Below are 23794 nucleotides of genomic sequence, written 5' to 3' on the forward strand. Positions count from 1 at the left end.
CCGCGGCGGACTACTCCGGGCGCAAGGTCAGGATGCGCGGACCATCCTCGGTAACCGCAACCGTGTGCTCCCAGTGCGCGGCACGCGTGCCGTCGGTGGTCACCACGGTCCAGTCATCGGCGAGCGTCTTGGTCTCGGTGGTCCCGAGCGTCAGCATCGGCTCGATCGCCAGCACCGAACCCACCACCAGGCGCGGACCCTTACCGGGCGCGCCCTCATTGGGCAGGAACGGATCCATATGCATCTCACGCCCGATGGCGTGACCGCCGTAACCGTCCACGATGCCGTACGAGCGACCGTGCTCGGCCTCGGCCGCGTGCGTGCCGAGTTCGATGGCGTGCGAGATATCGGTCAACCGCGCGCCGTCGATCATGGCGGCGATACCGGCCTCCATCGACAACCGGGTCGCCTCACTCAACAGGCGGTCGGCCTCGATGATGTTCCCGACCCCGAAGGTCCAGGCCGAATCACCGTGCCAGCCTTCGAGAATCGCGCCGCAGTCGATGGAGACCAGGTCACCCTCGGCCAGCACATCGTCCTTCGACGGAATGCCGTGCACGACACGGTCATTCACCGAGGAGCAGATCGACCCGGGGAACCCGTGATAGCCCTTGAACGAAGGGATGGCACCGTTCTCGCGGATGAGCTGCTCAGCGACCTCGTCCAATTCCAGGGTCGAGACCCCGGGCTTGGCGGCATTGCGCACCGCCACCAACGCGCGGCCGACGATAGCGCCGGCCGCCGCCATGGCATCCAGTTCACCGGCGGTGCGGAACGGCACCACCTTCTTGTTCTTGCGGCCGAAGACCATTCAGTGACCCAGCGCCGCGAGTGCGCGTGCGTTCACGTCTTCGATCTCGCCGACACCCTCGACGGTGACGACCAGGCCGTCATAGTGATCCAGCAACGGTTCGGTCTCCTCGCGGTAGACACGCATGCGGTTACGGATGGTCTCCTCGGTGTCGTCGCCGCGGCCGCGGGCGAGCATACGCTCGACCACGACATCCTCGGCGACCACGAAGCAGAGCACGGCGTCGAGCTCATGGCCCGACTCCTTGAGCATCTTCTCCAGTGCGTCGGCCTGATCCACGGTGCGCGGGTAACCGTCCAGCACAAAGCCATTGGTCGCGTCCGGCTCCGCGATACGCGCCTCGACCATGCGGTTGGTCACGGTGCTGGGCACCAGATCGCCCGCGTCCATGTACTTCTTGGCTTCCAGGCCCAGCGCGGTCTGCTGGCCGATGTTCGCGCGGAACAGATCCCCCGTGGAGATATGCGGTACACCCAGCTTTTCCGAAAGCAGCACGGCCTGGGTGCCTTTGCCGGCACCGGGCGGCCCGAGCAGAACAACTCTCACTTGAGGAACCCTTCGTAATTTCGATTCATCAACTGGCTCTCGATCTGTTTCACCGTATCGAGGCCGACGCTCACAATGATCAGCACCGCGGTACCGCCGAACGGCAGGTTCTGCACACCGCTATTGGTGCCGAGGCCCAGCAACAGGTTCGGAAGCACGGCGACGGCGCCGAGGTAGATCGAACCGGGCAGGGTGATTCGGCTCAGGACGTAGTTCAGATAGTCCGCGGTCGGCTTACCGGGCCGATAGCCCGGAATGAAGCCGCCGAACTTCTTCATCTCGTCCGCGCGCTCCTCCGGATTGAAGGTGATCGCGACATAGAAGTAGGTGAAGAACACGATCAGCGCGAAGTAGATCCCGACGTACACCGGGTTACTCGGATTGACCAGATACTTCTGGATGAGCTCCTGCCACTTGGCCGGATCTCCCGTGGTCTTCTGGGTCAACTGCGCCAACAGGTTCGGCAGATAGAGCAGCGAGGAGGCGAAGATGACGGGGATGACGCCCGCCTGATTCACCTTCAGCGGCAGATAGGTCGACGAACCGCCGTACATCTTCCGGCCGACCACGCGCTTGGCGTACTGCACCGGAATACGGCGCTGGCCCTGCTCCACGAAGATGACGCCCACGATCACGACCAGCGCGGCGGCGGCCACCATCGCGGTGACGCCCCAGCCACGACCGTCGTAGATCGTCTTGCCCTCGGACGGGATACGAGCCGCGATACCCGCGAAGATCAACAGCGACATGCCGTTACCGACACCACGCTCGGTGATCTGCTCGCCGAACCACATCACCAGGGCCGCACCGGCCGTCATGACCAGCACGATGATGATCATGCCGAAGACGGAGGTGTCATCGAGAATGTCTTTGGGGCACCCGCGCAGCAGCTGTCCACGCGAAGCGAGCGCGACCAGACCGGTCGACTGCAGAATCGCCAGCGCGACCGACAGATAGCGGGTGTACTGGGTCATTTTGTTCTGACCCGATTGACCTTCTTTGCGTAGTTCCTCGAACCGAGGAATCACAACGGTCAACAGCTGGATAATGATGCTCGCGGTGATGTACGGCATGATGCCGATCGCGAACACCGAGAGCTGAAGTAGCGCGCCGCCGGAGAAGAGATTGATGAGCTGATAGATGCCGGCGGAATCCCCGCCGTTGACCAGCGCCACACAGTCTTGGACGTTCTTGTAACTGACGCCCGGCGACGGCAGGGACGCACCCAGCCGGTAGAGGGCGATCAGTCCCAGCGTGAAGAGAATCTTCCGCCGTAAGTCCGGGGTCCGGAAAGCCGACACGAAGGCGGAAAGCACAGATCCTCCTGGCGAACGACATAGGTCAGGCCATGGCTACAACGACGGAAACGCCGAATCCCCATGACGGTGTTGGCAGACAACACTTGAACTCTAACAGTGACACCGGACGAGCTCGCGACTCGTCCGGTGTCTCTGTGTATTCAGGCTACCGTCAGGCCAGAACGGTGGTGGTGCCGCCAGCAGCGGAGATCTTCTCCACGGCCGAACCCGAGAACTTATCGGCCGAGACCTGAACGGCCACACCGATTTCGCCCTCGCCGAGCACCTTCACGAGCTCGTTCTTGCGAACGAGACCACGAGCCACGAGCTCGGACTTGCCGATGGTGCCACCCTCGGGGAACACCCGCGCGATGTCGGAGACATTCACGACCTGGTATTCGGTGCGGAACGGGTTCTTGAACCCCTTCAGCTTCGGCAGACGCATGTGGATCGGCATCTGCCCGCCCTCGAAGCGGACCGGAACGTTCTTGCGAGCCTTCGTACCCTTGGTACCACGGCCCGCGGTCTTACCCTTGGAACCCTCACCGCGACCCACACGGGTCTTCTCGGTCTTGGAACCGGGGGCAGGACGCAGGTGGTGCAACTTGATGGTCATGCTTAAACCTCCTCAACCTGAACGAGGTGGCGCACGACGTTGATCAGACCGCGGTTCTGCGCGTTGTCCTCGCGGACGACAGTCTGGCGAATGCCACGCAGGCCGAGGGTCCGCAGCGACTCGCGCTGGTTACGCAGGGCGCCAATGGAGCTCTTGGTCTGGGTCACTTTGAGATCTGCCATGTCAGACTCCCTGTCCCGCACGTGCACGCAGCATGCCCGCAGGAGCCACATCCTCGATCGGCAGACCGCGACGGGCGGCAACCTCTTCGGGGCGCTGCAGCATCTTGAGAGCAGCAACGGTGGCGTGCACAACGTTGATGGCGTTATCGCTACCGAGCGACTTCGCCAGAATGTCGTGGATGCCAGCGCACTCCAGCACGGCGCGAGCCGCGCCACCGGCGATCACACCGGTACCCGGCGAAGCCGGACGCAGCATGACGACACCGGCCGCCGCCTCACCCTGAACGGGGTGAGTGATGGTGGAGCCGATCATCGGAACGCGGAAGAAGCTCTTGCGAGCCTCCTCGACACCCTTCTGGATGGCCGCGGGAACTTCCTTGGCCTTGCCGTAGCCGACGCCGACCAGACCGTTGCCGTCACCGACGATCACGAGGGCGGTGAAGCTGAAGCGACGACCACCCTTCACGACCTTGGAGACGCGGTTGATCGCGACTACGCGCTCGAGCTGGTTGCTCTTCTCGGCCTGCTGCTGATCGCGACGATCGCCACGACCGCGGCCGCGGCCGCCATCACGATCGTTGCCACCCGCGTTGGGGCCATTGTTTCCGGCGGGACCGTTGTTTCCGCCGTCACGCCGCTGACGTCCCGGCATCAGACGTTCCTTCCGTTTGCAGTGTTGATCATCAGAACTTCAGCCCACCTTCACGGGCGGCGTCCGCGAGCGCCGCGATACGGCCGTGGTAGTCGTGACCACCACGGTCGAACACGACCGCCTCGACGCCGGCAGCCTTGGCGCGGGCGGCGATGAGCTCGCCGACCTTGGCGCCCTTGGCGGACTTGTCACCCTCGACCGCGCGCACATCGGCTTCGATGGTCGACGCGAACGCGATGGTCTTACCCACCGTGTCGTCGATCAGCTGAGCGTGGATGTGGCGAGCCGAACGGTTGACCACCAGGCGCGGACGCGCGGTGGTGCCTTCGATCTTCTTGCGGAGACGGAAGTGGCGACGCGTCTTGGACAAACGACGACGAGTCGAAGCGTCGGTGCCCTTCGGCTTCCGCTTCAGCTTCTGGTTCTCAGTTTGTGCCATGGCTTACTTACCCGTCTTTCCGACCTTGCGGCGAACGACCTCGCCGGCGTAGCGGATGCCCTTGCCCTTGTACGGGTCGGGCTTGCGCAGGCCGTGGATAACCGCTGCGATCTGGCCGACCTTCTGCTTGTCGATACCCGACACCGAGAACTTGGTGGGAGCCTCGACCGCGAAGGTGATGCCCTCAGGAGCCTCGACCGGGACAGCGTGGCTGTAGCCCAGGGCGAACTCGAGGTTCGAGCCCTTGGCCTGCACGCGGTAACCGACGCCGAAGATTTCCATCTTCTTCTCGTAGCCCTTGGTCACGCCCTCGATCATGTTGCTGATCAGGGTGCGGGTCAGGCCGTGGAGCGAGCGGTTCTGACGCTCGTCGTTCGGACGAACGACCTCGAGCTCACCGGACTCCGCCTTGGTGACGGTGATCGGCTCGGCGATCACATGCGACAGGGTGCCCTTGGGACCCTTGACCGCGATGTTCTGACCGTCGATGGTCACCTCGACACCGGCGGGAACCGGGATCGGCTTCTTACCGATACGCGACATTGTTCCTACCTCCCTTACCAGACGTAGGCGAGGACTTCCCCGCCTACACTCTGCTGCTTGGCCTGACGGTCCGTGAGCAGGCCGGCGGACGTGGAGATGATCGCCACGCCGAGGCCACCCAGCACCTTGGGCAGGTTGGTGGACTTCGCGTAAACCCGGAGGCCCGGCTTCGAAACGCGACGCACGCCCTGCAGGCTGCGCTCACGGCTCGGGCCGTACTTGAGGTCGACAACCAGGTTCTTGCCGACGGTGGCATCTTCGATGCGGTAGTCGGCGATGTAGCCCTCGCGCTTGAGGATCTCGGCGATGTTCACCTTGATCTTCGAGTGCGGCGCTTTCACCTGATCGTGGTACGCCGAGTTGGCGTTGCGCAGACGGGTCAAGAAGTCTGCGATTGGGTCGGTCATGGTCATGAGTTGACCGCTACCTTTCTCGCCGCGGTTCCCATTCAGCACCGTCACACGGGCGGTCGTGGGCCTACGACAATTCGGTTCGGTCCAGCCGGGTATGCCCGACCGGATTAGCTATCGCCTTGCAGGCAAGCCCGCACACCGAGGTGCGGACATAGATGTGCCCAGGCAACCGGTTCAGTGTAGGCAACCCCTGCTCAGCCACCAAATCGGGGGTGGTGTGCGACTGCTCACGGCGATTTCGCCGGGCGGATGCATAGCCGGGCAAACGTTCGGCGATCTGAGTCACATCCGGGGCGAGCTGGATTGACACCGAACGACCCGCCCGACTGTACTCGTGCCCGCCAGTTGTCTGGGACGGTAATCGCTTTCGGGGGGACGCGACGCTTCATTGCGGTCGAAAAGCTCGAAAGACCCAATGTAAGAAGAGGTTTGGTACATGGCTCGACACCGCAAGCAGTCCGCGGCACGCACCGCAATTTTCGGATCGGTCACCGCGATGCCCATCGCCGCCGTTATCACGTTCGCGGGGGCCGCACAGGCCGCACCGCAGTTCATCACTCCGCAGCCGGGGGTCACCACTCCCCCGAGCGCTCGGCAACCGGGCGTGACCATCGCGCCGTCGGATTCGCTCGCGGTCGCGCACGATCAGGCCGCGCCGGATACCGATTACGGTGTGTCGCGGCCGATTCCGGCGCCCGCGTACACCGCACCGCTGGATCTCGGCCAGTTGCACGCACCCGAGCCGACACCTCGGGTCGCGCCCATCGTTCCGGCTCCGGAGACGATTCGCATCGGTGACTTCACCGCCCCCGTGGGCAGCGTGGTGCCGAAGGGACTCACCGACGGGGTGAACGCGACGGCCGCGAACCTCGAGGCCGATATCTCGACTTTCGCTCGGTCGATCGGCATTTCGCCGAATCGCTCCGATGAGCTCGCCGGCCGGGGGCTGCTCGGCGCGACCACCGGTGCGGCCGCGGTCGGCGTGCCGTCGGCCGTGCTCGGCGGCACCGCCGGGGCCGCGCTGGCCGGGCTCGCGGGGGCGACCGCGGGTGGGCTCGCGGTCGGTGCCGGTGCGGGACTCGCGGGGGCGACCGTCGGGGCGATCGGTGGCGGGGTGGTCGGCTCGGGGCTGGGCGCGGTCGGCGGGGGTGCGTTCGGTCTCGCGGCCGGAACGGCCATCGGAGCTATCGCGGGTGGGCTGATCGGCGGCACGATCGGTGGCATGACGATGGTCGGGCTGCCCTCTCTGACGGGCGTCGGAATCATCATCACGCCGGTCACCGGTGCGGTCGGCACGGTGACCGGTGGTGCCATCGGCGCGGCGATCGGCGCGGCCGTGGGTGCGGCGGTCGGCGTCACCGCCGGAGTCATCGGCGGCACCGTGCTGGGAGCCGGTGGGGGTGCGCTGGTCGGCGGCGCCACCGGCGGCGCGCTCGCCGGTCTGGCGGGCATGGCGGTGGGCGGCATAGGGGGCGGCATTGCGGGCGGAACCGCCGGTGCGGCTGCGGGCGGTGCGCTCGCGGGTGCGGTCGGCACCGCGGCGGGTGTGGGAGCCGGAGCGCTGCTGGGTCTGGCAACCGGCGCGGCCTGACCTACGAATACGGCTCGTGGGCAAGAGTTTCCGCCGCGTCCGCGGTGAGAAGCTCTGCCGCTCAAAGGAGTTGAGAGCCGTTCGGTTTACCGGAAGCGCCCGGCGTCGACGAAGACGGCCGGGCGCGCCGCAGTACTAGGCGACCGAAACGATTTCCTCGCAGCCGGTGCCCGCGCTGCCGGTGGTGTTGGGCGAGACGATGCGAACCAGTAGCGGGCCCGGCGCCAATTCACCCAGGGGAACGGAGATCTCCGCGAGACCGATCAAGGTCATCGGCAGGGGCACCCTGACATTCTTCGCGGGCACTTCGAGGTAGGCGGCCCCGGCTGCGTTCCAGCCCACATCGACCCGCAGATCCGTATCCACCGACGACCGCGGCTGCGCCCCGACCTGAACGAATCCCACGGCATCGACAACGCCGACCGACCGGACACAGCCGCCGTTCATGACGCCCATGCTGAGGTACTGCTTCCCGTTTTCGGGAGCCGCGTGTCCCGAACCCGCAGCCGCGCTGAGGAATCCCGCAATGGACGCCGTGACCGCGAACGCACGGGCAATGGGCATGGTCGTTGTCATCTGTTCTCGAACCCCCGACTCGGCATAGCCGAACAAACCAATAGGTATCTTTTCGGCGTCAACCTTAGCGAACTCGGCTATCGGGCAGTGCAGCCGTCGGCCACCAGGTCACCGGGCGCGCGCATACCGATGGTGGCGATCCCCGCCACGCAGTACCAGACAACATTCCGGTCCTGCTTCAGCTGAACATAGAACTTGTCGACCGGCCCCTGAGAGGGGAAGCCGGGAGACGCGATGCACCCGTAGCCATTCAGCTGGTGCGAGCCCTTGGCATCGACGCGATCACAGGCGAAAGTGCCGCCCTGCGGATAGCCCGCATCGGCGACTGCGGGCAGGGCGAAACCCCCGGCCACAACTGCCGCGCCAACTACAATTGATGCACGAATTCTATTGCCCCACATAATGATTCCCTTCGATGAGCCACCGAGCTCCCCGGCTCGGCCAACCGATCGTAGCCAGGCACACCGACAGGAATATGGCGGGGCAAAGAGGAGGTCAGCCGCACCTGTGACCCAGTCGCGGTCGGCCCTATGACACGGAGCCGGGTGTCGAGATCCATTGAATGGGTTGGCCGGTCACCTTTGCGACGGCTTCGAAATCGTGGTCGTAGTGGAGGATCGTCAGATTGTTCGCGGACGCGGTCACCGCTACCAGGAGGTCGACAACGCCTGCGCTGCGGTGTTGTCCGCTCTCGGTGAGGGACTGCTGAATCCGATGGGCGCCGAGCCACGCGCCGTCTGGAATTACCGCCCAGCCGAACAGTTCACCGAGGAGCTCTCGCTTGCGCAGGCGGTCGGCCAATGATGTTGCGCTGAAGAGGAATTCGAGTTCTACGACATCACAGACAGCTACGACGCCCGCTGTGATGGGCTCCTGCCAGGCCTTGCGGATGGACGGATTGGCGAACAGTCGCGCCAGGGCGGAAGTGTCGATCAGGTACTCGATCATGGGCGGTAGTTGCCCTTCTCGAGCAGGATGTCGAAGTCACCCCGCTCCCCCATCTCAGCTAGTTCGGCCAGGGCCTTGGCGCGTTTGATTCGCGTTGCCACCTCGATGAGGGCCGCGTTCACAGTGTCCTTCTTGGTCGTCGTACCGAGCAGGCGTTGCGCTTCGGCAAGAGCCTCGTCATCGACATCGATCAGCAGTTTGGACACGGGACCAACCCCTCGTATATACGGAGTATCTGTATGGAATATACAAGATATACCGCGGACACGCCGAAGGCCCCCACCGGGACAAAGTCTCGGTGGGGGCCTTCTGTGTAGCTGTCAGCTCACGGGGGAGCTAGCTCACCAGGACGACTTGTGGACGCCCGGGAGTTCGCCGCGGTGGGCCATTTCGCGCAGGCACACGCGGCAGAGGCCGAACTTGCGGTAGACCGCGTGGGGGCGGCCGCAGCGCTGGCAGCGGGTGTAGGCGCGCACCGCGAACTTCGGCTTGGCGTTGGCCTTGTTGATCAGAGCCTTCTTAGCCATGGATCAGTTCTCCTTGAACGGGAAGCCGAGGTGCTTGAGCAGGGCACGGCCTTCTTCGTTGTTGGTCGCGGTGGTCACCACGGTGATGTCCATACCACGGGGGCGATCGATGCGGTCCACGTCGATCTCGTGGAACATCGACTGCTCCGAGAGGCCGAAGGTGTAGTTGCCGTTGCCGTCGAACTGCTTCGGCGACAGGCCGCGGAAGTCGCGGATACGGGGCAGCGCGATGGAGATCAGGCGATCCAGGAACTCCCACATGCGGTCGCCACGAAGGGTGACCTTCGCGCCGATTGGCATGCCCTCACGCAGCTTGAACTGCGCGATGGACTTGGTGGCCTTGCGGATCTCGGGCTTCTGGCCGGTGATCAGGGTGAGGTCGGCGACCGCACCGTTGATCAGCTTCGCGTCACGGGCGGCGTCGCCGACACCCATGTTCACGACAACCTTCACGACACCCGGGATCTGCATCACGTTGTCGTAGTTGAACTCGCTGTTCAGCGCGTCCTTGATCTCGGCGCGGTAGCGCGCCTTGAGGCGCGGCTGCACCTTGTTATCGGTCGAAGTCATCTCAGATGTCCTTCCCGTTGCGACGGGAGATGCGAACGCGCTTGCCGTTCTCATCCGTGCGGTAGCCCACGCGGGTCGGCTTGCCGTCGGAATCGACAACCATCACGTTGGAGGCCTGGATCGGCGCTTCCTGGGTGACGATGCCGCCCGAGCTGGCGCCACGCTGGTTCGCGGAATTCGCGACGTGCTTCTTGATCCGGTTCACGCCCTCGACGAGGACCTTGCCGGTCGCCGGGTAGGCCTGGATGACCTTGCCCTTGGCGCCCTTGTCCTTACCGGAAACGACGATCACGGTGTCGCCCTTGTGCACCTTCATGGTCAGAGCACCTCCGGAGCCAGCGAAACGATCTTCATGAAGCGCTTCTCGCGCAGCTCGCGGCCGACCGGGCCGAAGATGCGGGTGCCACGCGGATCGTTGTCCGCCTTGATCAGCACAGCCGCGTTCTCATCGAACTTGATGTAGGAACCGTCGGCGCGACGGCGCTCCTTGACGGTGCGAACGACGACGGCCTTGACGACCTCGCCCTTCTTGACGTTGCCACCGGGGATGGCATCTTTCACGGTGGCGACGATGATGTCGCCGATACCGGCATAGCGACGCGACGAACCACCGAGCACGCGGATGCAAAGGATTTCCTTGGCACCCGTGTTGTCGGCGACGCGCAGTCGCGACTCCTGCTGAATCACTTCAGCTCCTCCTAGACCTGGACGAAATGCACGCCGGATTGCCGACCCGACGGGCATGGTCAGTTGCCCTTCGCACGCGCGCCTGCCAGCGGTTTTCACCGATCTGGGAAGACCGAACCGCTGTGGGTTCGCGGCCGAAGTGCGGGCATAGCTCCCGCAGGCAACCGGACAAGTGTAGCCAAGCCGCAGGTCATCCCGAAATCGGGGTCGGTTCGGCGGTAATCGCAGGCGACACCGGGCGTGGATTCAGCTGTTGCTCAGCCTCGACTATTAGCGTCGGGCCGACCGAGCAATACCCGATTATCCGATATGAGGAGATTCGCGTTGACCTCTGCGCGCCCCTTCGCTGTTGATCGCCGGAAGTTCCTGATCGCGCTGGGGGTGTTGCCTGCCGCCGCGCTGTTGCCGGGATGTTCCAGTTCGGAGCCCGCCAAGACCGCAGCCCAGCTGATCGGACCGGATATGTCCGGGTCGAATCCGGCGATCCGGCCGCAGGACGATCTGTACCGGTTCGTCAACGGCAAATGGCTCGACGAGTATCAGCTGCCGCCGGACAAGACCTCGTTCGGCACCTTCGACGAGGTGCAGGACCGGGTCGAGGAGCAGTTGAAGGACATCATCACCGCGATTCACGATCCGAAATCCGGGACCGATGAGCAGAAGATCCGGGATCTGTATGACGCGCGGCTGGATCTGAACGATATCGAGACGCTCGGCATGCAGCCGCTACAGGACTTGTTCGCCAAGGTCGACGGGGCGCAGACCAAACCCGATCTGGCCAAGGTGATGGGCGCGCTGCCCGGGGTCGGATTGATCGGGCTGATGGTCGGGGCCGATCCGAAGAATTCCAATGCCTATCTGGCGCAGGTGCAGCAGTCCGGGACCGGTTTGGATCAGCAGTACTACCTCAAGCCCGAGAACGGCGACAAGCTCACCGCCTACCGGACTTTCATGGCGCAGATCGCCGGTGGCGCGGGCTTCGCCGATCCGGTGGCGCTGGCCGGACGGGTGGTGGATCTGGAAGCGCGGATCGCGGCCGCGCAGTGGACCAATGTGCAATTGCGCGATACCGATGCCGGCTACAACCCGCGTAGTTGGGCCGAATTGATCACGCTCGCACCGGGTTTCGATTGGGATCCGTGGCTGGCGGGCAATACCGACCGGCCCAAGAACCTGTTCGACAAGGTGAATGTCGGGCAGCCCTCGTTCATGACCGCCGCCGGGGACCTATGGCAGCAGGTCGATATCGCGCAGTGGCGGGACTACTTGAAGCTCGCGCTGGTGCGCGGGTTCGCGCCGTATCTGCCCAAGGCCATCAACGACGCCAACTTCGATTTCAATTTCACCGTGATGGCGGGGGTGAAGCAGCGGCCCGAGCGCTGGAAGTCCGCGGTGGCGACGATCAACTCCAATCTGGGTGACGCGCTCGGAAAGCTGTACGTGGACAAGCACTTTCCGGCCGAGGCCAAGACGCGGGCGGACGCCATGGTGGCGGATCTGCGGGCCGCGTACAAGGAGAATTTCACCAATTCCAGCTGGATGTCGCCCGATACCCGAACCGCCGCCATCGCAAAACTGGAGAAGATCGACGCCAAGATCGGGTACCCAGCCAAGTGGGAAGACTATTCATCGGTCACGGTCACGCGCGGCAAGCTGATCGAATCCATCCGTGCCATAGGCGAATTCGAAGCGAAGCGAATGTTCAACCGGCTCGGCACGCCGGTCGACAAGACCGAATGGGGTATGCCGCCGCAGACGGTGAACGCCTACTACAACCCGAGCGCGAACGAGATCGTGTTCCCGGCCGCGTTCCTGCAACCGCCGTTCTTCGACAAGGACGCGCAGCCCGCGGTGAATTACGGTGCGGGCGGCGCGGTGATCGGGCATGAGATCGGGCACGGGTTCGACGATCAGGGCTCCAAGTACGACGCGGACGGGAATCTGCACGACTGGTGGACGCCCGGGGATCGGACCGCGTTCGAGGCCAAGACCAAGATGCTGATCGATCAGTACAACGCGCTGGTTCCGACCGGGTTGCCCGCCGATCAGCATGTGAACGGGGACCTCACGGTCGGTGAGAATCTGGCGGATCTGCGCGGGCTGGAGATCTCGCTGTCCGCGTATCGGATGCTCGAAAAGCGCGGCGGCAATACGAATCCCGATTTGAAGCCGATGTTCGAATCGTGGGGGCGGACCTGGCGCACCAAGATGACGCAGGAGTCGCTGGAGGATCAGATCGCCAATGATCCGCACTCCCCGGCGGAGTTCCGCTGCAATCAGGTAGTGCGGAATCTGGCCGATTTCTACGAGACGTATCAGGTGAAGGACGGCGATAAGGAGTACCTGCCGCCGGATCAGCGCGTCAGCCTCTGAGTTGGGCGCCCGCCCGCGACCGACCTACGCGGGCGGGCGAACCCCGGTAGCCTCGGGCGCACCATTGGCTACTAGCAGGGGTGCGGCGTACCGCACCGGGAGGGTTCTTCGTGACTTCGTCGGGTCCGGTGCGCCTCGATCGCCGCGCATTTCTGATCGCACTCGGGCTGGTTCCGGCCGCCGGCGTTCTGGCGTCGTGTGCGAAAGATGATGCGCCGAAGCAGTTGTCGGGGGTGGATCTGGCGGGTGTGGACGAGGCCGTGCGGCCGCAGGATGATCTGTATCGGTATGTCAACGGCAAGTGGCTGCGGGAGTATCAGTTGCCGCCGGACAAGACCGCGTTCGGCGCGGGCAGTGAGGCCGGGGAGCGGACGCAGGACCGCCTGCGCGCCATCATCGATGGCATCAAGGATCCGAAGCCGGGGTCCGAGGCACAGCAGATTCGCGATCTCTACGACGCCCGGGTGGACTGGGATACGGTCGAGAAGCTGGGGCTCTCGCCATTGCAGGATTTGTTCGACAAGGTCGACAAGGCCGTGACCAAACCGGATCTGGCCAAGGTCATGGCGGAGTTGCCGATCGGCGGGCTGATCGGATTGGGCGTCAGCGTCGATCGCAAGAAGTCGGACAGCTATGTGCCGATCGTGGTGCAGTCCGGGATCGGGCTCGACGAGGAGCAGTACCGCAAACCGCAGTACGCCGAGATTCGGGCGGGGTATCGCACCTACCTCGAGGACATCGCCAAGGCGGCGAATTACCCGGATCCGGCCGGGGTGGCGCAGCGCATGTTCGATCTGGAGACGCGGATCGCGGCGGCGCACTGGGACAGTGTGCGCGGGCGCGACGCCAATGCCACCTACAACAAGATGAGCTGGCAGCAGCTGACCGAGCTGGGGCGCGGATTCGATTGGGAGCCTTGGCTGGCGGGCAATACCGACCGGCCGAAGGAGTTGTTCTCCGAGGTGGTGGTGGGGCAGCCGTCGTTCATCACCACGGCGGGGCAGATCTGGGCCGATACCGATATCGCGGTGTGGCGGGATTACTTGAAGCTCAGCGTTATTCGCGGGTATTCGCGGTATCTGCCGTTGGCGTTCAATGACGCGTACTTCCGCTTCTTCGGCACGATTCTGCGCGGGCAGAAGGAGCGGGCGGAGCGCTGGAAGTACGGCGTGGACATGGTCAATTCGTCGCTGTCCGAGCAGCTCGGCAAACTGTATGTGACGCAGTACTTTCCGCCGGAGGCCAAGGATGAGGTCAAGCGGATGGTGGACGATCTCATGTCCGCCTATCGGGAGAACTTCCGCACCAATAAGTGGATGACCCAGCCCACCCGGGACGCGGCGCTGGCCAAGCTGGACAAGATGCGGGTCAAGCTCGGTTATCCGGACAACTGGGTGGACTACTCCAAGGTGGAGATCGTGCGCGGCAAGCTCATCCAATCCCTGCGCAATATCGGAACTTTCGAGTCCAAGCGGGATCTGGCACGGCTCGGGACGCCGGTCGACCGGACCGAGTGGAACATGAGCCCGCAGACGGTGAACGCCTACTATTCGCCGCCGTTGAACGAAATCGTCTTTCCCGCAGCGTATTTGCAGGCACCGTACTTCGACAAGGACGCGCAGCTGGCGGTCAATTTCGGCGCGGTGGGCGCGACCATCGGCCACGAGATCGGCCACGGTTTCGACGATCAGGGCTCGAAGTACGACGGCGACGGCAATCTGCACGATTGGTGGACCGCCGAGGATCGCCGCGCGTTCGACGCGACCGCGGATAAGCTTGTGGCACAGTTCGATCCGCTGGTGCCCGAGGGTCTGAATCCGGATCAGCATGTCGACGGTCGCCTGACCCTCGGCGAGAATCTCGCCGATCTGCGCGGTCTGCAGATCGCGCTGGCGGCCTATCGGATCGCCGAAAAGCGTGCGGGCAACGACAATCCCGACTATCACACGCTGTTTCTGTCGTGGGCGCGCGGCTGGCGCATCAAGATGACCAAGGAGCTCGCCGCCGAACTGCTCACCGACACCCACTCCCCCGACGAGTTCCGGTGCAACCAGGTGGTCCGAAATCTGCCGGAGTTCTACGCCGCCTTCGGCGTTCAGCCCGCCGACAAACTGTTCCTGCCCGAGGACCAGCGCATCACCTTCTGACGCGACCCGCCGCCGGACTCACACGGGTTCGGCGGCGTCCAGCTCCTGCACCAGTTTCGGTGGTGCGGCCTGCCGCCACGAGTCCTGCACGATCGCCGCCAACTCCTCGCGATCCTCCAGCGCCGCCAGCCGCACCCGCACCCAGGCCCCGCTCGCCTCGTGCGGAGCCACCCAGAACTTCTCCGGCTCGGCCAGCACCAACTCGTTGCGCTCGGCGATCGGGCACCGCACCGCCATCGACGTCTCCCCCTCCGGCAACGTCAGAAACAACTTCTTCGCCACCCGAAACGTGGGCATATCCCACTCGAACAACTCCCGCACCTCCCCCAGCGAAAGCGCCACCGCCCGCACATCCTCACCACTCACCCGCATCCCCCGATCCTCCCAGCCGGGTCCGACAGGCTACCGGGCGGCGTTGGCGAGGGCGGGCTCGAGTTTGGTGAGTAGATGGGGCAGGGAGAGGGCGGTCGGATATTGGAGGGCGGCGAGTTCCTCGGTGGTGAGGAAGAGGGTGGCGTTTTTCTTGACGGCGGGGAGGTCGGGGAATCCCGGTAGGGCCCTGTAGGTTTCGGCCATTCCGGGTGAGTAGGCGGCTATCAGGAGGTCGGAGGTCAGGTCGGATAGGTGGTCGGGGGGTAGGGGTAGGCGGCCGGTGGGGCGGCCCTGGGCGATGAGGGGGGCGGGGATGGTGAGGCCGAGTTGGGATAGGAGGGTGTTGGCGGGGTCGTCGGGGGCGGTGAGGGCCAGGAGTTGGGTGGGGGCCGAGAGCCAGGTGGTGGTGAAGGTTTTGGATTTCAGGGTGGGGTGGGCGGTGGTGAGGGCGGTCGTGCGGGAGGTCAGGTCGGCGATCAGGTTTTCGGCGGGGATGGACTTGCGCAGGGCTTTACCGAGGGCTCGGGTCAGATCGGGCCAGGGGGTTGTGGGCGCGGCCGCGAGGGCGGGGAGGGTGGGGGCGATCTTGGCGAGATCGGCGTAGGTGGCGGCGTCGGCGATGAACGGGTCCGCCAGAATCAGGTCGGGGTGCAGTGGAGTCAGCTGGTCGACCAGGGGTTTGGTGGTGTCGAGCGCCTTCGCCGATGGCAGTGCGGCCGGTTCCCACGGTGGGACGGCAGGGGTGGCCAGGTCGTTGAGGTAGGCGATCGGGATGACGCCGAGGGCCTGCGCGGTATCGAGCCACTGATTGCCAAGGGCGACAACGCGTTCGGGTGTACCGACGAGGGTGGTTGTGCCGTAGGCGTGGGTGATGGTCACCGGGACAGCGGGCGGTTCGGGGGGACCGGTCGGTTCGTCATGTTTCTCACATGCGGCGGCGATGAGGGTGAGCAGGATTGCGAAGGCGGCGAATAGTGCCCGCTTTCGGGCGTTCGACCTGCGGACCGACCTCATTTCCGCCCCTTCTTCGCAAGCTGTTGCCGGTTCGATCCCCGATGGGGCTGCCTATTGTGTCCTCGATCGATTAGGTTAGGGTTGCATAAGTAATTGTTCGGGGGTGTGAGCGATGGAGCGTTGGTTGCCGGAGAGTCTTTCCGCGGTCGAGCGGCATCGTCTCGTGGACGAGTGGGCCAACGGAGTCGAACTGTACGACGTCCCGTCGGTGGAATCGCTGATCGGCTGCGGGCGTCGCGTGCCGATTCTGCGTACCGCTGTCCGCCATGGCGGCCACATCCTCACCTATGCCGAATTGTTCGCGCGGCTCGACGGCGGCGTTATCGGCACCGCCGGTCCCAGTCTGGATGGTCTGGCCCGGGTGCTGTGCGATATCGCCGACGCCACCGAGAACGACTCCGCCGTCAGCTTCGGATCCGGCATCGCACTGACCCCGGACGCGCTGGCCGCGGCCGCGGATGATCGCCGCGCGGTGGTCGCCGATCATCGCGAGTGCCGGGTGGACCGGGCCTTCGGTTCGGCCGATGTGCGTTTGTTCGCGACCCGCTGGGATTGTGCGGACGCAGCCGTGGAATTGCTGGCGGCACTGGCCGACGGTGCGACCCTGGTGCTGGCCACCGAGGCGCAGCGCACCGATCCGACCGCGCTGGCCGAACTCATCTCGACCTGTGCGGCCACCCACGTGGTGGCCCCGGCCGAAATCCTGTCCGGGCTGGCTGATCGCCCGGCTCCGGCGCTGCCGTCGGTGCGGCGCTGGGATGTCACCGGAACCGCCTGTCCGGCGGTGCTTTCCGGGCTGTTGCGGTCCATCTCCCCCGGTTCGGTGGCCGGATTCGCCTATAGCGCGGCCGCGTACGCGGGTGTCGCGGCGCGTGGTCCGCTCGATGGTTCGGGGCGAGTGCGCCCGATTCCCGGTGCGCGTCTGCTGGTGCTGGACGAGTCGTTGCGGCTGGTCGCGCCGGGTGTGACCGGTGCGGTGTACCTGGGTGGCGCGGCGCTGGCGGTCGCGGCGGAGGGCTTCGTCGCGGATCCGTTCGCGGTGCGCGGCAACCTTGCGCGCACCGGTGCGCATGGGCACTGGACCGCTGATGGCTGGCTGATTTTCGACGCGGCCGAGGCCGTCGAGGTGGCCGAAACGATCGATGCGGCAATCGCTTCCACGGTGGTCGAGCGCACCGCTACGACCGCGGACGGCGAAGTCGGTTTCGCGGCCTGAACTTTCTGGCAATGAACACCGGAACAATTTCGATCTGCACTGCGAATGTGATTCGCGGCGATATTGTGGAAACCACCCAATGGCTGCCAGGCGCGAGGAGGCGCCCGGGATGCCTGTGATCCGGTCAGCGAGCCGCCAGGCATCGGCCGGCGCGACGATCATCAGGCGTTCATACCTCCGAGCGTGCTGTCGAACCATCCACCGAGCTCATTCGCGCATCGCCGCGCGCAGGTGAGCCGGGTAGTTCACTGCGGCACAGTCGCTTTCGATCTTCCTCCGGAGTCAGCCGTCAAGGCCTCCGCCCGCAGCACCGGGCGAGGCGGTTGTGTTCCGGAAGGAGTGGCCATGAGCGCCGCATTCGAATTCGCATCCCTCGACCGCGATCGGCTCCACATCGCGATGGTGGTGCCCCCGTATTTCGATATCCCGCCCAAGGCGTACGGCGGCGTGGAGGCCGTGGTGGCCGATCTGGTGGATGCCCTGGTGGCGCTGGGTCATCGGGTCACGCTGTTCGGCGCGGGCACGAACGGTACGACCGGTCGGTTGGTCCCGCTCTGGGATGAGGTCCAGTCGGACCGGCTGGGCGATCCGTTTCCGGAGGTGTTGCACGCCTTGAAGGTCCGGCGCGCGCTGGAGCGACTGTCCGAACTCGATCGATTCGATCTGGTGCACGATCACACCTTCGCCGGACCGCTGAATATGCCGATGTATCGCGAACTGGGCCTGCCGACGGTGGTGACCGTGCACGGCCCGGTCGAGGACGATCCGTACCTGTACTACAGCGAACTCGGCGCGGAAGCGCATCTGGTGGCGATCAGTGATCGCCAGCGCGCGCTCGCCCCGGATCTGAATTGGGTTGGCCGCGTGCACAATGCGCTCCGTGTCGACGATTGGCCCTTCCGCGCGGAGAAGGACGACTACGCTCTTTTCCTGGGCCGGTTCACCGCGGACAAAGCGCCGCATCTGGCACTGGAGGCCGCGCATGCCGCGGATATCCCGCTGATCCTCGCGGGCAAGTGCGCCGAACCGCCCGAGCTGCGGTATTTCGAGAGTGCGGTACGGCCATTGCTCACCGAACGCGATCGGATGTTCGGTATGGCCGATGCGGCGGCCAAACGCGAATTGCTGTCCCGGGCACGCTGTTTGCTGTTCCCGGTGCGGTGGGAGGAACCGTTCGGCATGGTGATGATCGAGGCGATGGTGTGCGGCACGCCCGTGGTGGCGTTGCGCGGCGGCGCGGTGGCCGAGGTGATCGTGGACGGTGTCACCGGTCGCATTTGCGATGATCCGGCCGAATTGGCCACGGCCGTCAAGGAAGTGCAGACCTACGATCCGCACGCCATGCGCGCGCATGTGGTCGAGCATTTCGGCGCGGACACTCTCGGCCGCGGTTATGCGGAGATCTACAGCCGTGTGGTGCGCGCGCATCGGCCGCGCCGTACGGCTGCCAGGTACGCCCGGTCCGCGACTACCTCGTTCCAGTCCGCGCCATTGCCGCCGCGGATCGCCGGTATCGGCGCGAGTTCGGGCGCGGGGCTCGGCGTCGACACCATCGAACGGGAGATTCCGAGTGAGCGAAGAGGTTCCGGTCGCATTGAACGCCGGTGAACCGTCGGCCCTGGGTAGCAGCGGAGGGGCGGTGACTCTGGTGGAGGGTAGTACGTTCTGTTTGTCGGATCGGATCGGCGATGTCGAACCGGGGACACCGTACGGGCTGTTCTTCCGGGATGCGCGGGTGCTGTCCCGCTGGGAATTACGGGTGGACGGGCAACGGCCGGAGGCGCTGTCGGTGCTGACGCCGGAGGCCTTCACCGCCCGGTTCATCCTGCGCCGCACGCCCCGCGCCGGGGTGGCGGACAGCACGGTTCTCATCGTGCGCGAACGGCTCGTCGCCGACGGGCTGCGCGAGACCATCACGGTGGAGAACATGGGCCGCGAGACCACGGCCGTGGATCTGCAATTGCTGATCGACGCGGATTTCGTGGATCTGTTCGCGGTCAAGGAGGGGCGCACGGCCAGTGCGCGGGCGGAGATCCTGGTCTCGGATCAGGAACTGCTGCTCAATGATCGGGCGGATCGGTCCCGGGGGTTGACGGTGTCGTCCTCGGAACCGCCCGCCGTTCTGCCCGGTTCGCTGTCCTGGCGGGCCGTGGTGCCCGCCGGGGGCAGCTGGCAGACCGAGGTGCTGGCCCAGCCCACCATGGGCAGTCAGCCCGTGCGGTCTCCGCTGCGGCCGGGCGAGCATTACGAATTCAGTGAGCCGAGCCGCAAGATCGCGGCCTGGCGCGATACCGCCACCAATATCACCGCCGGTGATCCACAGCTGGCACTGGTGCTGACCCGCACCGAAAGTGATCTGGGGGCCTTGCAGATTCACGATGAGAGTCGTGGCGGCCGCCCGTTCGTGGCGGCCGGTGCGCCCTGGTTCATGACGCTGTTCGGCCGCGATTCGCTGCTCACCGCGTGGATGGCGCTGCCGCTGGATGTCGGCCTGGCGGTCGGCACCATGCAGCAGCTGGCCGAGATGCAGGGGCAGCGGGTGGATCCGATGACCGAGGAGGAGCCGGGCCGCATCATGCACGAGATGCGGCGCGGCCCGGCCAGCGGTGCGGTGCTCGGCGGGGAGACGTATTACGGAACCATCGACGCCACACCACTTTTCGTCATGCTGCTGGCGCAGGCGCGGCGCTGGGGCGCGGATGCCGAGGCGGTGCGGGCGCTGCTGCCCGCGGCGGACGCGGCGCTGGCGTGGATCGCCGATTACGGGGATCGCGATGGCGACGGGTTCGTGGAGTATCGCCGCGCCACCGATCGCGGGCTGATCAATCAGGGCTGGAAGGACAGTTTCGACGGCATCAATGACGCGATCGGGCATATTCCGGAGCCGCCGATCGCGCTGTGCGAGGTGCAGGGCTACGTGTACGCGGCGCTGCTGGCGCGGGCGGAACTGGCGGACGAGTTCGGCGACGGGATGACCGCGGTGCATCTGCGCGATCGCGCCGCCGAATTGCGCACCAAGTTCGCGGAGGCCTTCTGGCTGCCCGAAAAGGGCTGGTTCGCCATCGCTTTGGACGGCAACAAGCGCAAGCTCGATGCGCTCACCAGCAATATCGGGCATTGCCTGTGGTCCGGCATCGTCTCGGACGAGCAGGCGGCGGTGGTGATCGAACGGCTGGCGGCCGAGGATATGGATACCGGATTCGGTTTGCGCACACTGTCTTCCAGGATGGGCGCGTTCAATCCGATGAGCTACCACAATGGTTCGGTGTGGCCGCACGACACCGCGATCGGGGTGGCCGGGCTGCTGCGCTACCGGCACATTCCGGGAGCCGTCGAGTTGGCGACCCGGCTGGCCGAGGGATTGCTCGATGCCGCGGGTGCTTTCGGCGGGCGACTGCCGGAATTGTTCTGTGGATTCCCACGCGCCAAGTTCGCCGCGCCGGTCCCCTATCCGACATCGTGTTCACCGCAGGCGTGGGCCAGTGCGGCACCGCTGCTGCTGGTCCGGTCGTTCCTGGGGCTGGATCCCGATATCCCCCGGCGCACGCTCACGGTGCTGCCGCATCTGCCCGCGCGCTGGGGGCGGGTCGAGCTCACCGATCTGCGGTTGGGCGGTGCGGTGATCGATCTGGCGGTGGAGGGTGACAAGGTGACAGCCGCCAATCTTCCGGAGGATTGGCGGCTGATCACGCACTGAGGAGTTCAGCTTTCGGCGGCGGCGCGGTAGCCGCGCACGGCCAGGACGCCGAAGACGGCGGCCAGGCCCAGCGACCACGCCGCCGTCTGGAGCATCGGGGTGGCGACCGGGCCGCCCAGGATGAAACCGCGCATGGCTTCGATGGCGCAGCTCATGGGCTGGGCGCGGACGATCGGCTGAATCAGCTCCGGGTAGTTGTCCAGCGGGACGAAACCGGAGTTGAAGAACATGCCGATCAGCACGATGATGGCGGCGAGCTGCACCACCTTGTCACCAATTCGGCTGACGCCCACCAGGATCACCACCGGGGTGAATCCGGCGATGACCAGCACCGGGACCGCCAGCGCGCCGAGAAAGCCGGGCCAGCCCTGCTGGAAGCGCAGGCCCAGCGCCATGCCGATCAGCACCACCACGAGGGCGACCGCGGCGGCGCGCACGCATTCGGCGAGCAGGCGGCCGAGCATGCCCGCCGAGCGGTGGATCGGCAGTACCCAGAAGCGGCGCAGCAGGCCGCTCTGGCGTTCGCCGTACAGGGACAGGCCGGTGCCCATCGCGCCGTACATGGCTCCGGCGATGGCGATCATGGGGACGAAACCGTAGATGGGGTCGGCGTCCGAGGACAGGCCCAGGGAGCGGTCCAGCACCAGGTCGAACATGAGCAGCAGCAGGACCGGCAGCACCAGGGTGCTGGTCATCACCTCCTGCTGGCGGGACCAGCGGCGCAGCAGGCGGCCGGTCTCGATGAGCAATTGGCTGGGCAGTGAACCGGAGCCGATCGGATTCGGCTGTGCCACGGTGGGTTCGGTGGTGGTCATGCGCGCCGTCCTTCCGCGCGGGTCGCGAGGAACGCGCCCACGATGAGCAGGCCCGCGATCCACAGCGCGGCCACACCGAGTTCCGAGGGGTAGCGACCCTCGGCCAGACCGCGCAGGGCCGAAGTCACCTGCGAGACCGGCTGATTGCGGGCCCAGCCCTGGATCCAGCCCGGAAAGCCCTCGGCCGGAACGAATCCGGTGGAGGTCATGATCAGCAGCAGCTGGGGTACGAACAGTACGGTGCCGCCGAGTTCGGGATTGCGGGTGGCGGTGCCGAGCGCGTCGGCGGCGATCACCACCGCCGCTCCGAAGGCCAGGGTCACCGCGATGAACACCAGAGCCGTTGCCGGATCGTGGAATCGGAAGCCGAAGGCGATGCCCACCACCAGCGCACTGGTCAGCGCGGCGCAACCGCGCAGCAGGTTCGCGGACATGCGCGCGGCCACCGGCACCCACGGGCGCACCGGCAGTGACCGCAATCGGGTGGCCATACCGCCCGCTACCTCGCGTCCGGCGCGATCGGCGGCGAACATGGCGGTGAAGAACATGGCGTACACCGCGACCAGCGGCAGCAGGTACTGCGCGAAGTCGATACCGGTGGCGGACATGGATTTACGCAGCGGGATATAGAAGCAGATGTAGATGGCCACCGGCGCGAACAGCGCCAGCATCACATCGCCTTCGCGGAGGGCGGCGCGAATACCGCGCTCGCTCAGGGCCGACCACTGCAATCCGGCCGGAACCCGCACGATGGGAACCTGATTCATGCGCTCACCTGTGCCGCGCTCGGCTTGGTGAGTTCGATGAAGACCTCGTCGAGGGAGGGGCGGCGCAGCGCGATATCGATCAATTCGATACCGCCGCCGGTGATTCGGGCCAGTGCCTCGGTGAGGGTGGCGGCACCGTCGGGCGCGGGCAGCGAGACCCGGTCGGCGGAATCGGCCACCGTGACCTCACCCAGTCCGGACAGCACGGTGACCAGGCGCGGGACGTCGGCGGCGTCGACCGGGACGACCTCGCAGTAGCTCGAACCCGAACGCGCCTTGAGCTGATCGGCGGTGCCCTCGGCGATGACGGTGCCCTTGTCCACCACAATGATGTTGTCGCTCAGGGCATCCGCCTCCTCCAGGTACTGCGTGGTGAGCAGCACCGTGACACCCTGTGCCTTGAGTTCGCGCACCAGCGCCCACAGGCTCTGGCGGCTCACCGGGTCCAGGCCGGTGGTGGGTTCGTCCAGGAAGACCACGCGCGGCGGGCGCACCAGACCGCACGCGATATCGATGCGACGGCGCATACCGCCGGAGTACTGGCCCACCCGCCGGTCCCCTGCCTCGGTGAGCGCGAACTGTTCCAGCAGTTCGTCCGCGCGCACCCGGGCCTGTTTGCGGCGCAGGCCGAGCAGGCGCGCGAAGAGCACCAGATTCTCACGGCCGGTGAGCATTTCGTCGAGTGCGGCGTACTGTCCGGTCAGCATGATCGAGGAGCGCACCTCGGTGGGCTGGCGCACCACGTCGTATCCGGCGACCACCGCCCGTCCGGCGTCGGGGCGCACCAGGGTGGAGAGCACCGACACCGTGGTCGTCTTGCCCGCGCCATTGGGGCCGAGCACCCCCAGCACACTGCCCGCGGGCGCGGTGAAGCTGATGCCGCGCAACGCTTTCACCTCGCCGAAGGATTTCTCCACGGACTCGACGATGATCGCGTCCTCGGGTTCCGGCACCGTATTCTCCATCCTGGTCATGACGCTATTCCCCCTGCTGC

At 65.7% G+C, this 23794-nt stretch carries 28 protein-coding genes; 6 read left to right on the plus strand and 22 right to left on the minus strand.

The window, feature by feature from the left end:
- Window positions 1-10: 10 nt before the first annotated feature.
- The 9 genes from map to rpsH all read right to left on the minus strand — a co-directional run bounded on the left by map (window position 11) and on the right by rpsH (window position 5500).
- Window positions 11-811, minus strand: coding sequence for a type I methionyl aminopeptidase (gene map, locus ACFVUS_RS16945; protein WP_387766588.1), 801 nt, complete (start codon window positions 809-811; stop codon window positions 11-13).
- The gene (locus ACFVUS_RS16950; RefSeq protein WP_364640989.1) at window positions 812-1357 is read right to left on the minus strand and encodes an adenylate kinase; all 546 of its coding nucleotides are present in this window, start codon (window positions 1355-1357) and stop codon (window positions 812-814) included.
- Window positions 1354-2673: a preprotein translocase subunit SecY gene (gene secY, locus ACFVUS_RS16955; RefSeq protein WP_364640992.1), complete on the minus strand. Its 1320-nt coding sequence runs from the start codon at window positions 2671-2673 to the stop codon at window positions 1354-1356. Before secY ends, ACFVUS_RS16950 begins: the two co-directional genes overlap by 4 nt.
- A 154-nt stretch (window positions 2674-2827) precedes the next feature.
- On the minus strand, window positions 2828-3271 hold the full coding sequence (gene rplO, locus ACFVUS_RS16960) for a 50S ribosomal protein L15 (protein WP_364640995.1): 444 nt from the start codon (window positions 3269-3271) through the stop codon (window positions 2828-2830).
- A 2-nt stretch (window positions 3272-3273) separates the two neighbouring features.
- Window positions 3274-3453, minus strand: a complete 180-nt coding sequence (gene rpmD, locus ACFVUS_RS16965) for a 50S ribosomal protein L30 (protein WP_153809684.1) — start codon at window positions 3451-3453, stop codon at window positions 3274-3276.
- A gap of 1 nt (window position 3454) precedes the next feature.
- Window positions 3455-4105, minus strand: a complete 651-nt coding sequence (gene rpsE / locus ACFVUS_RS16970) for a 30S ribosomal protein S5 (RefSeq protein ID WP_330183416.1) — start codon at window positions 4103-4105, stop codon at window positions 3455-3457.
- A gap of 31 nt (window positions 4106-4136) precedes the next feature.
- Window positions 4137-4544, minus strand: coding sequence for a 50S ribosomal protein L18 (rplR, locus tag ACFVUS_RS16975; protein WP_387766596.1), 408 nt, complete (start codon window positions 4542-4544; stop codon window positions 4137-4139).
- A 3-nt stretch (window positions 4545-4547) separates the two neighbouring features.
- Window positions 4548-5087, minus strand: a complete 540-nt coding sequence (gene rplF / locus ACFVUS_RS16980; RefSeq protein WP_387766599.1) for a 50S ribosomal protein L6 — start codon at window positions 5085-5087, stop codon at window positions 4548-4550.
- Between the two features lie 14 nt (window positions 5088-5101).
- Window positions 5102-5500: a 30S ribosomal protein S8 gene (gene rpsH / locus ACFVUS_RS16985; RefSeq protein ID WP_364641006.1), complete on the minus strand. Its 399-nt coding sequence runs from the start codon at window positions 5498-5500 to the stop codon at window positions 5102-5104.
- Between the two features lie 436 nt (window positions 5501-5936).
- Between rpsH and ACFVUS_RS16990 the strand changes: the two genes are divergently transcribed.
- Complete coding sequence (locus ACFVUS_RS16990; protein ID WP_387766602.1) at window positions 5937-7091, plus strand: hypothetical protein; 1155 nt, start codon at window positions 5937-5939, stop codon at window positions 7089-7091.
- A 135-nt stretch (window positions 7092-7226) separates the two neighbouring features.
- Here ACFVUS_RS16990 and ACFVUS_RS16995 read toward each other — a convergent pair whose 3' ends face one another.
- The 8 genes from ACFVUS_RS16995 to rplN form a co-directional block, all read right to left on the minus strand.
- The gene (locus ACFVUS_RS16995) at window positions 7227-7667 is read right to left on the minus strand and encodes a hypothetical protein (protein ID WP_387766605.1); all 441 of its coding nucleotides are present in this window, start codon (window positions 7665-7667) and stop codon (window positions 7227-7229) included.
- A gap of 77 nt (window positions 7668-7744) precedes the next feature.
- Window positions 7745-8020: a hypothetical protein gene (locus ACFVUS_RS17000; protein WP_387766608.1), complete on the minus strand. Its 276-nt coding sequence runs from the start codon at window positions 8018-8020 to the stop codon at window positions 7745-7747.
- Between the two features lie 175 nt (window positions 8021-8195).
- Window positions 8196-8615, minus strand: a complete 420-nt coding sequence (locus ACFVUS_RS17005) for a PIN domain nuclease (protein ID WP_387766611.1) — start codon at window positions 8613-8615, stop codon at window positions 8196-8198.
- A complete protein-coding gene (locus tag ACFVUS_RS17010) occupies window positions 8612-8821 on the minus strand; it encodes a type II toxin-antitoxin system VapB family antitoxin (protein ID WP_387766614.1) in 210 nt (69 codons plus the stop codon). Before ACFVUS_RS17010 ends, ACFVUS_RS17005 begins: the two co-directional genes overlap by 4 nt.
- Window positions 8822-8956: 135 nt before the next feature.
- Complete coding sequence (locus tag ACFVUS_RS17015) at window positions 8957-9142, minus strand: type Z 30S ribosomal protein S14 (protein WP_029923637.1); 186 nt, start codon at window positions 9140-9142, stop codon at window positions 8957-8959.
- Window positions 9143-9145: 3 nt separating this feature from the next.
- Window positions 9146-9712, minus strand: coding sequence for a 50S ribosomal protein L5 (gene rplE / locus ACFVUS_RS17020; RefSeq protein WP_387766617.1), 567 nt, complete (start codon window positions 9710-9712; stop codon window positions 9146-9148).
- Between the two features lies 1 nt (window position 9713).
- Entirely contained in the window at window positions 9714-10028 is a 315-nt protein-coding gene (gene rplX, locus ACFVUS_RS17025) for a 50S ribosomal protein L24 (RefSeq protein WP_067574588.1), read from the minus strand.
- A gap of 2 nt (window positions 10029-10030) precedes the next feature.
- Window positions 10031-10399, minus strand: coding sequence for a 50S ribosomal protein L14 (gene rplN / locus ACFVUS_RS17030; RefSeq protein ID WP_379353923.1), 369 nt, complete (start codon window positions 10397-10399; stop codon window positions 10031-10033).
- A gap of 324 nt (window positions 10400-10723) precedes the next feature.
- Here rplN and ACFVUS_RS17035 point away from each other — a divergent pair, with 324 nt between their 5' ends.
- Both ACFVUS_RS17035 and ACFVUS_RS17040 read left to right on the plus strand, forming a co-directional pair.
- Entirely contained in the window at window positions 10724-12772 is a 2049-nt protein-coding gene (locus ACFVUS_RS17035; RefSeq protein ID WP_387766622.1) for a M13 family metallopeptidase, read from the plus strand.
- 110 nt (window positions 12773-12882) lie between these two features.
- Window positions 12883-14919, plus strand: coding sequence for a M13 family metallopeptidase (locus tag ACFVUS_RS17040; RefSeq protein WP_387766625.1), 2037 nt, complete (start codon window positions 12883-12885; stop codon window positions 14917-14919).
- An 18-nt stretch (window positions 14920-14937) separates the two neighbouring features.
- On the opposite strand, the gene ACFVUS_RS17045 is transcribed toward ACFVUS_RS17040, so the two are convergent.
- Window positions 14938-15291 carry an MmcQ/YjbR family DNA-binding protein gene (locus ACFVUS_RS17045; RefSeq protein ID WP_387766628.1) on the minus strand — a complete coding sequence of 118 codons (354 nt, stop codon included), beginning with the start codon at window positions 15289-15291 and terminating at the stop codon, window positions 14938-14940.
- 30 nt (window positions 15292-15321) lie between these two features.
- A complete protein-coding gene (locus tag ACFVUS_RS17050; protein ID WP_387766631.1) occupies window positions 15322-16305 on the minus strand; it encodes an ABC transporter substrate-binding protein in 984 nt (327 codons plus the stop codon).
- Window positions 16306-16417: 112 nt separating this feature from the next.
- On the opposite strand from ACFVUS_RS17050, the gene ACFVUS_RS17055 reads away from it, so the two are divergent.
- The 3 genes from ACFVUS_RS17055 to ACFVUS_RS17065 all read left to right on the plus strand — a co-directional run bounded on the left by ACFVUS_RS17055 (window position 16418) and on the right by ACFVUS_RS17065 (window position 21218).
- Window positions 16418-17521, plus strand: coding sequence for an AMP-binding protein (locus ACFVUS_RS17055; RefSeq protein WP_387766634.1), 1104 nt, complete (start codon window positions 16418-16420; stop codon window positions 17519-17521).
- 345 nt (window positions 17522-17866) lie between these two features.
- The gene (locus tag ACFVUS_RS17060; protein ID WP_387766637.1) at window positions 17867-19129 is read left to right on the plus strand and encodes a glycosyltransferase family 4 protein; all 1263 of its coding nucleotides are present in this window, start codon (window positions 17867-17869) and stop codon (window positions 19127-19129) included.
- Window positions 19092-21218 carry a glycogen debranching N-terminal domain-containing protein gene (locus ACFVUS_RS17065; protein WP_387766640.1) on the plus strand — a complete coding sequence of 709 codons (2127 nt, stop codon included), beginning with the start codon at window positions 19092-19094 and terminating at the stop codon, window positions 21216-21218. Before ACFVUS_RS17060 ends, ACFVUS_RS17065 begins: the two co-directional genes overlap by 38 nt.
- Window positions 21219-21223: 5 nt before the next feature.
- Here ACFVUS_RS17065 and ACFVUS_RS17070 read toward each other — a convergent pair whose 3' ends face one another.
- The 3 genes from ACFVUS_RS17070 to ACFVUS_RS17080 are packed head-to-tail and all read right to left on the minus strand — an operon-like array spanning window position 21224 to window position 23753.
- Window positions 21224-22033, minus strand: coding sequence for an ABC transporter permease (locus ACFVUS_RS17070; protein ID WP_387766643.1), 810 nt, complete (start codon window positions 22031-22033; stop codon window positions 21224-21226).
- Window positions 22030-22800 (minus strand): ABC transporter permease, encoded by a 771-nt coding sequence (locus tag ACFVUS_RS17075; protein WP_376062096.1) that lies wholly within the window; start codon window positions 22798-22800, stop codon window positions 22030-22032. The genes ACFVUS_RS17070 and ACFVUS_RS17075 overlap by 4 nt, the downstream gene beginning before the upstream one ends.
- A complete protein-coding gene (locus tag ACFVUS_RS17080; protein ID WP_387769918.1) occupies window positions 22797-23753 on the minus strand; it encodes an ATP-binding cassette domain-containing protein in 957 nt (318 codons plus the stop codon). The genes ACFVUS_RS17075 and ACFVUS_RS17080 overlap by 4 nt, the downstream gene beginning before the upstream one ends.
- Window positions 23754-23794 lie beyond the last annotated feature (41 nt).

The sequence above is a fragment of the Nocardia sp. NPDC058058 genome, assembly GCF_042885355.1.
Lineage (GTDB): Bacteria > Actinomycetota > Actinomycetes > Mycobacteriales > Mycobacteriaceae > Nocardia.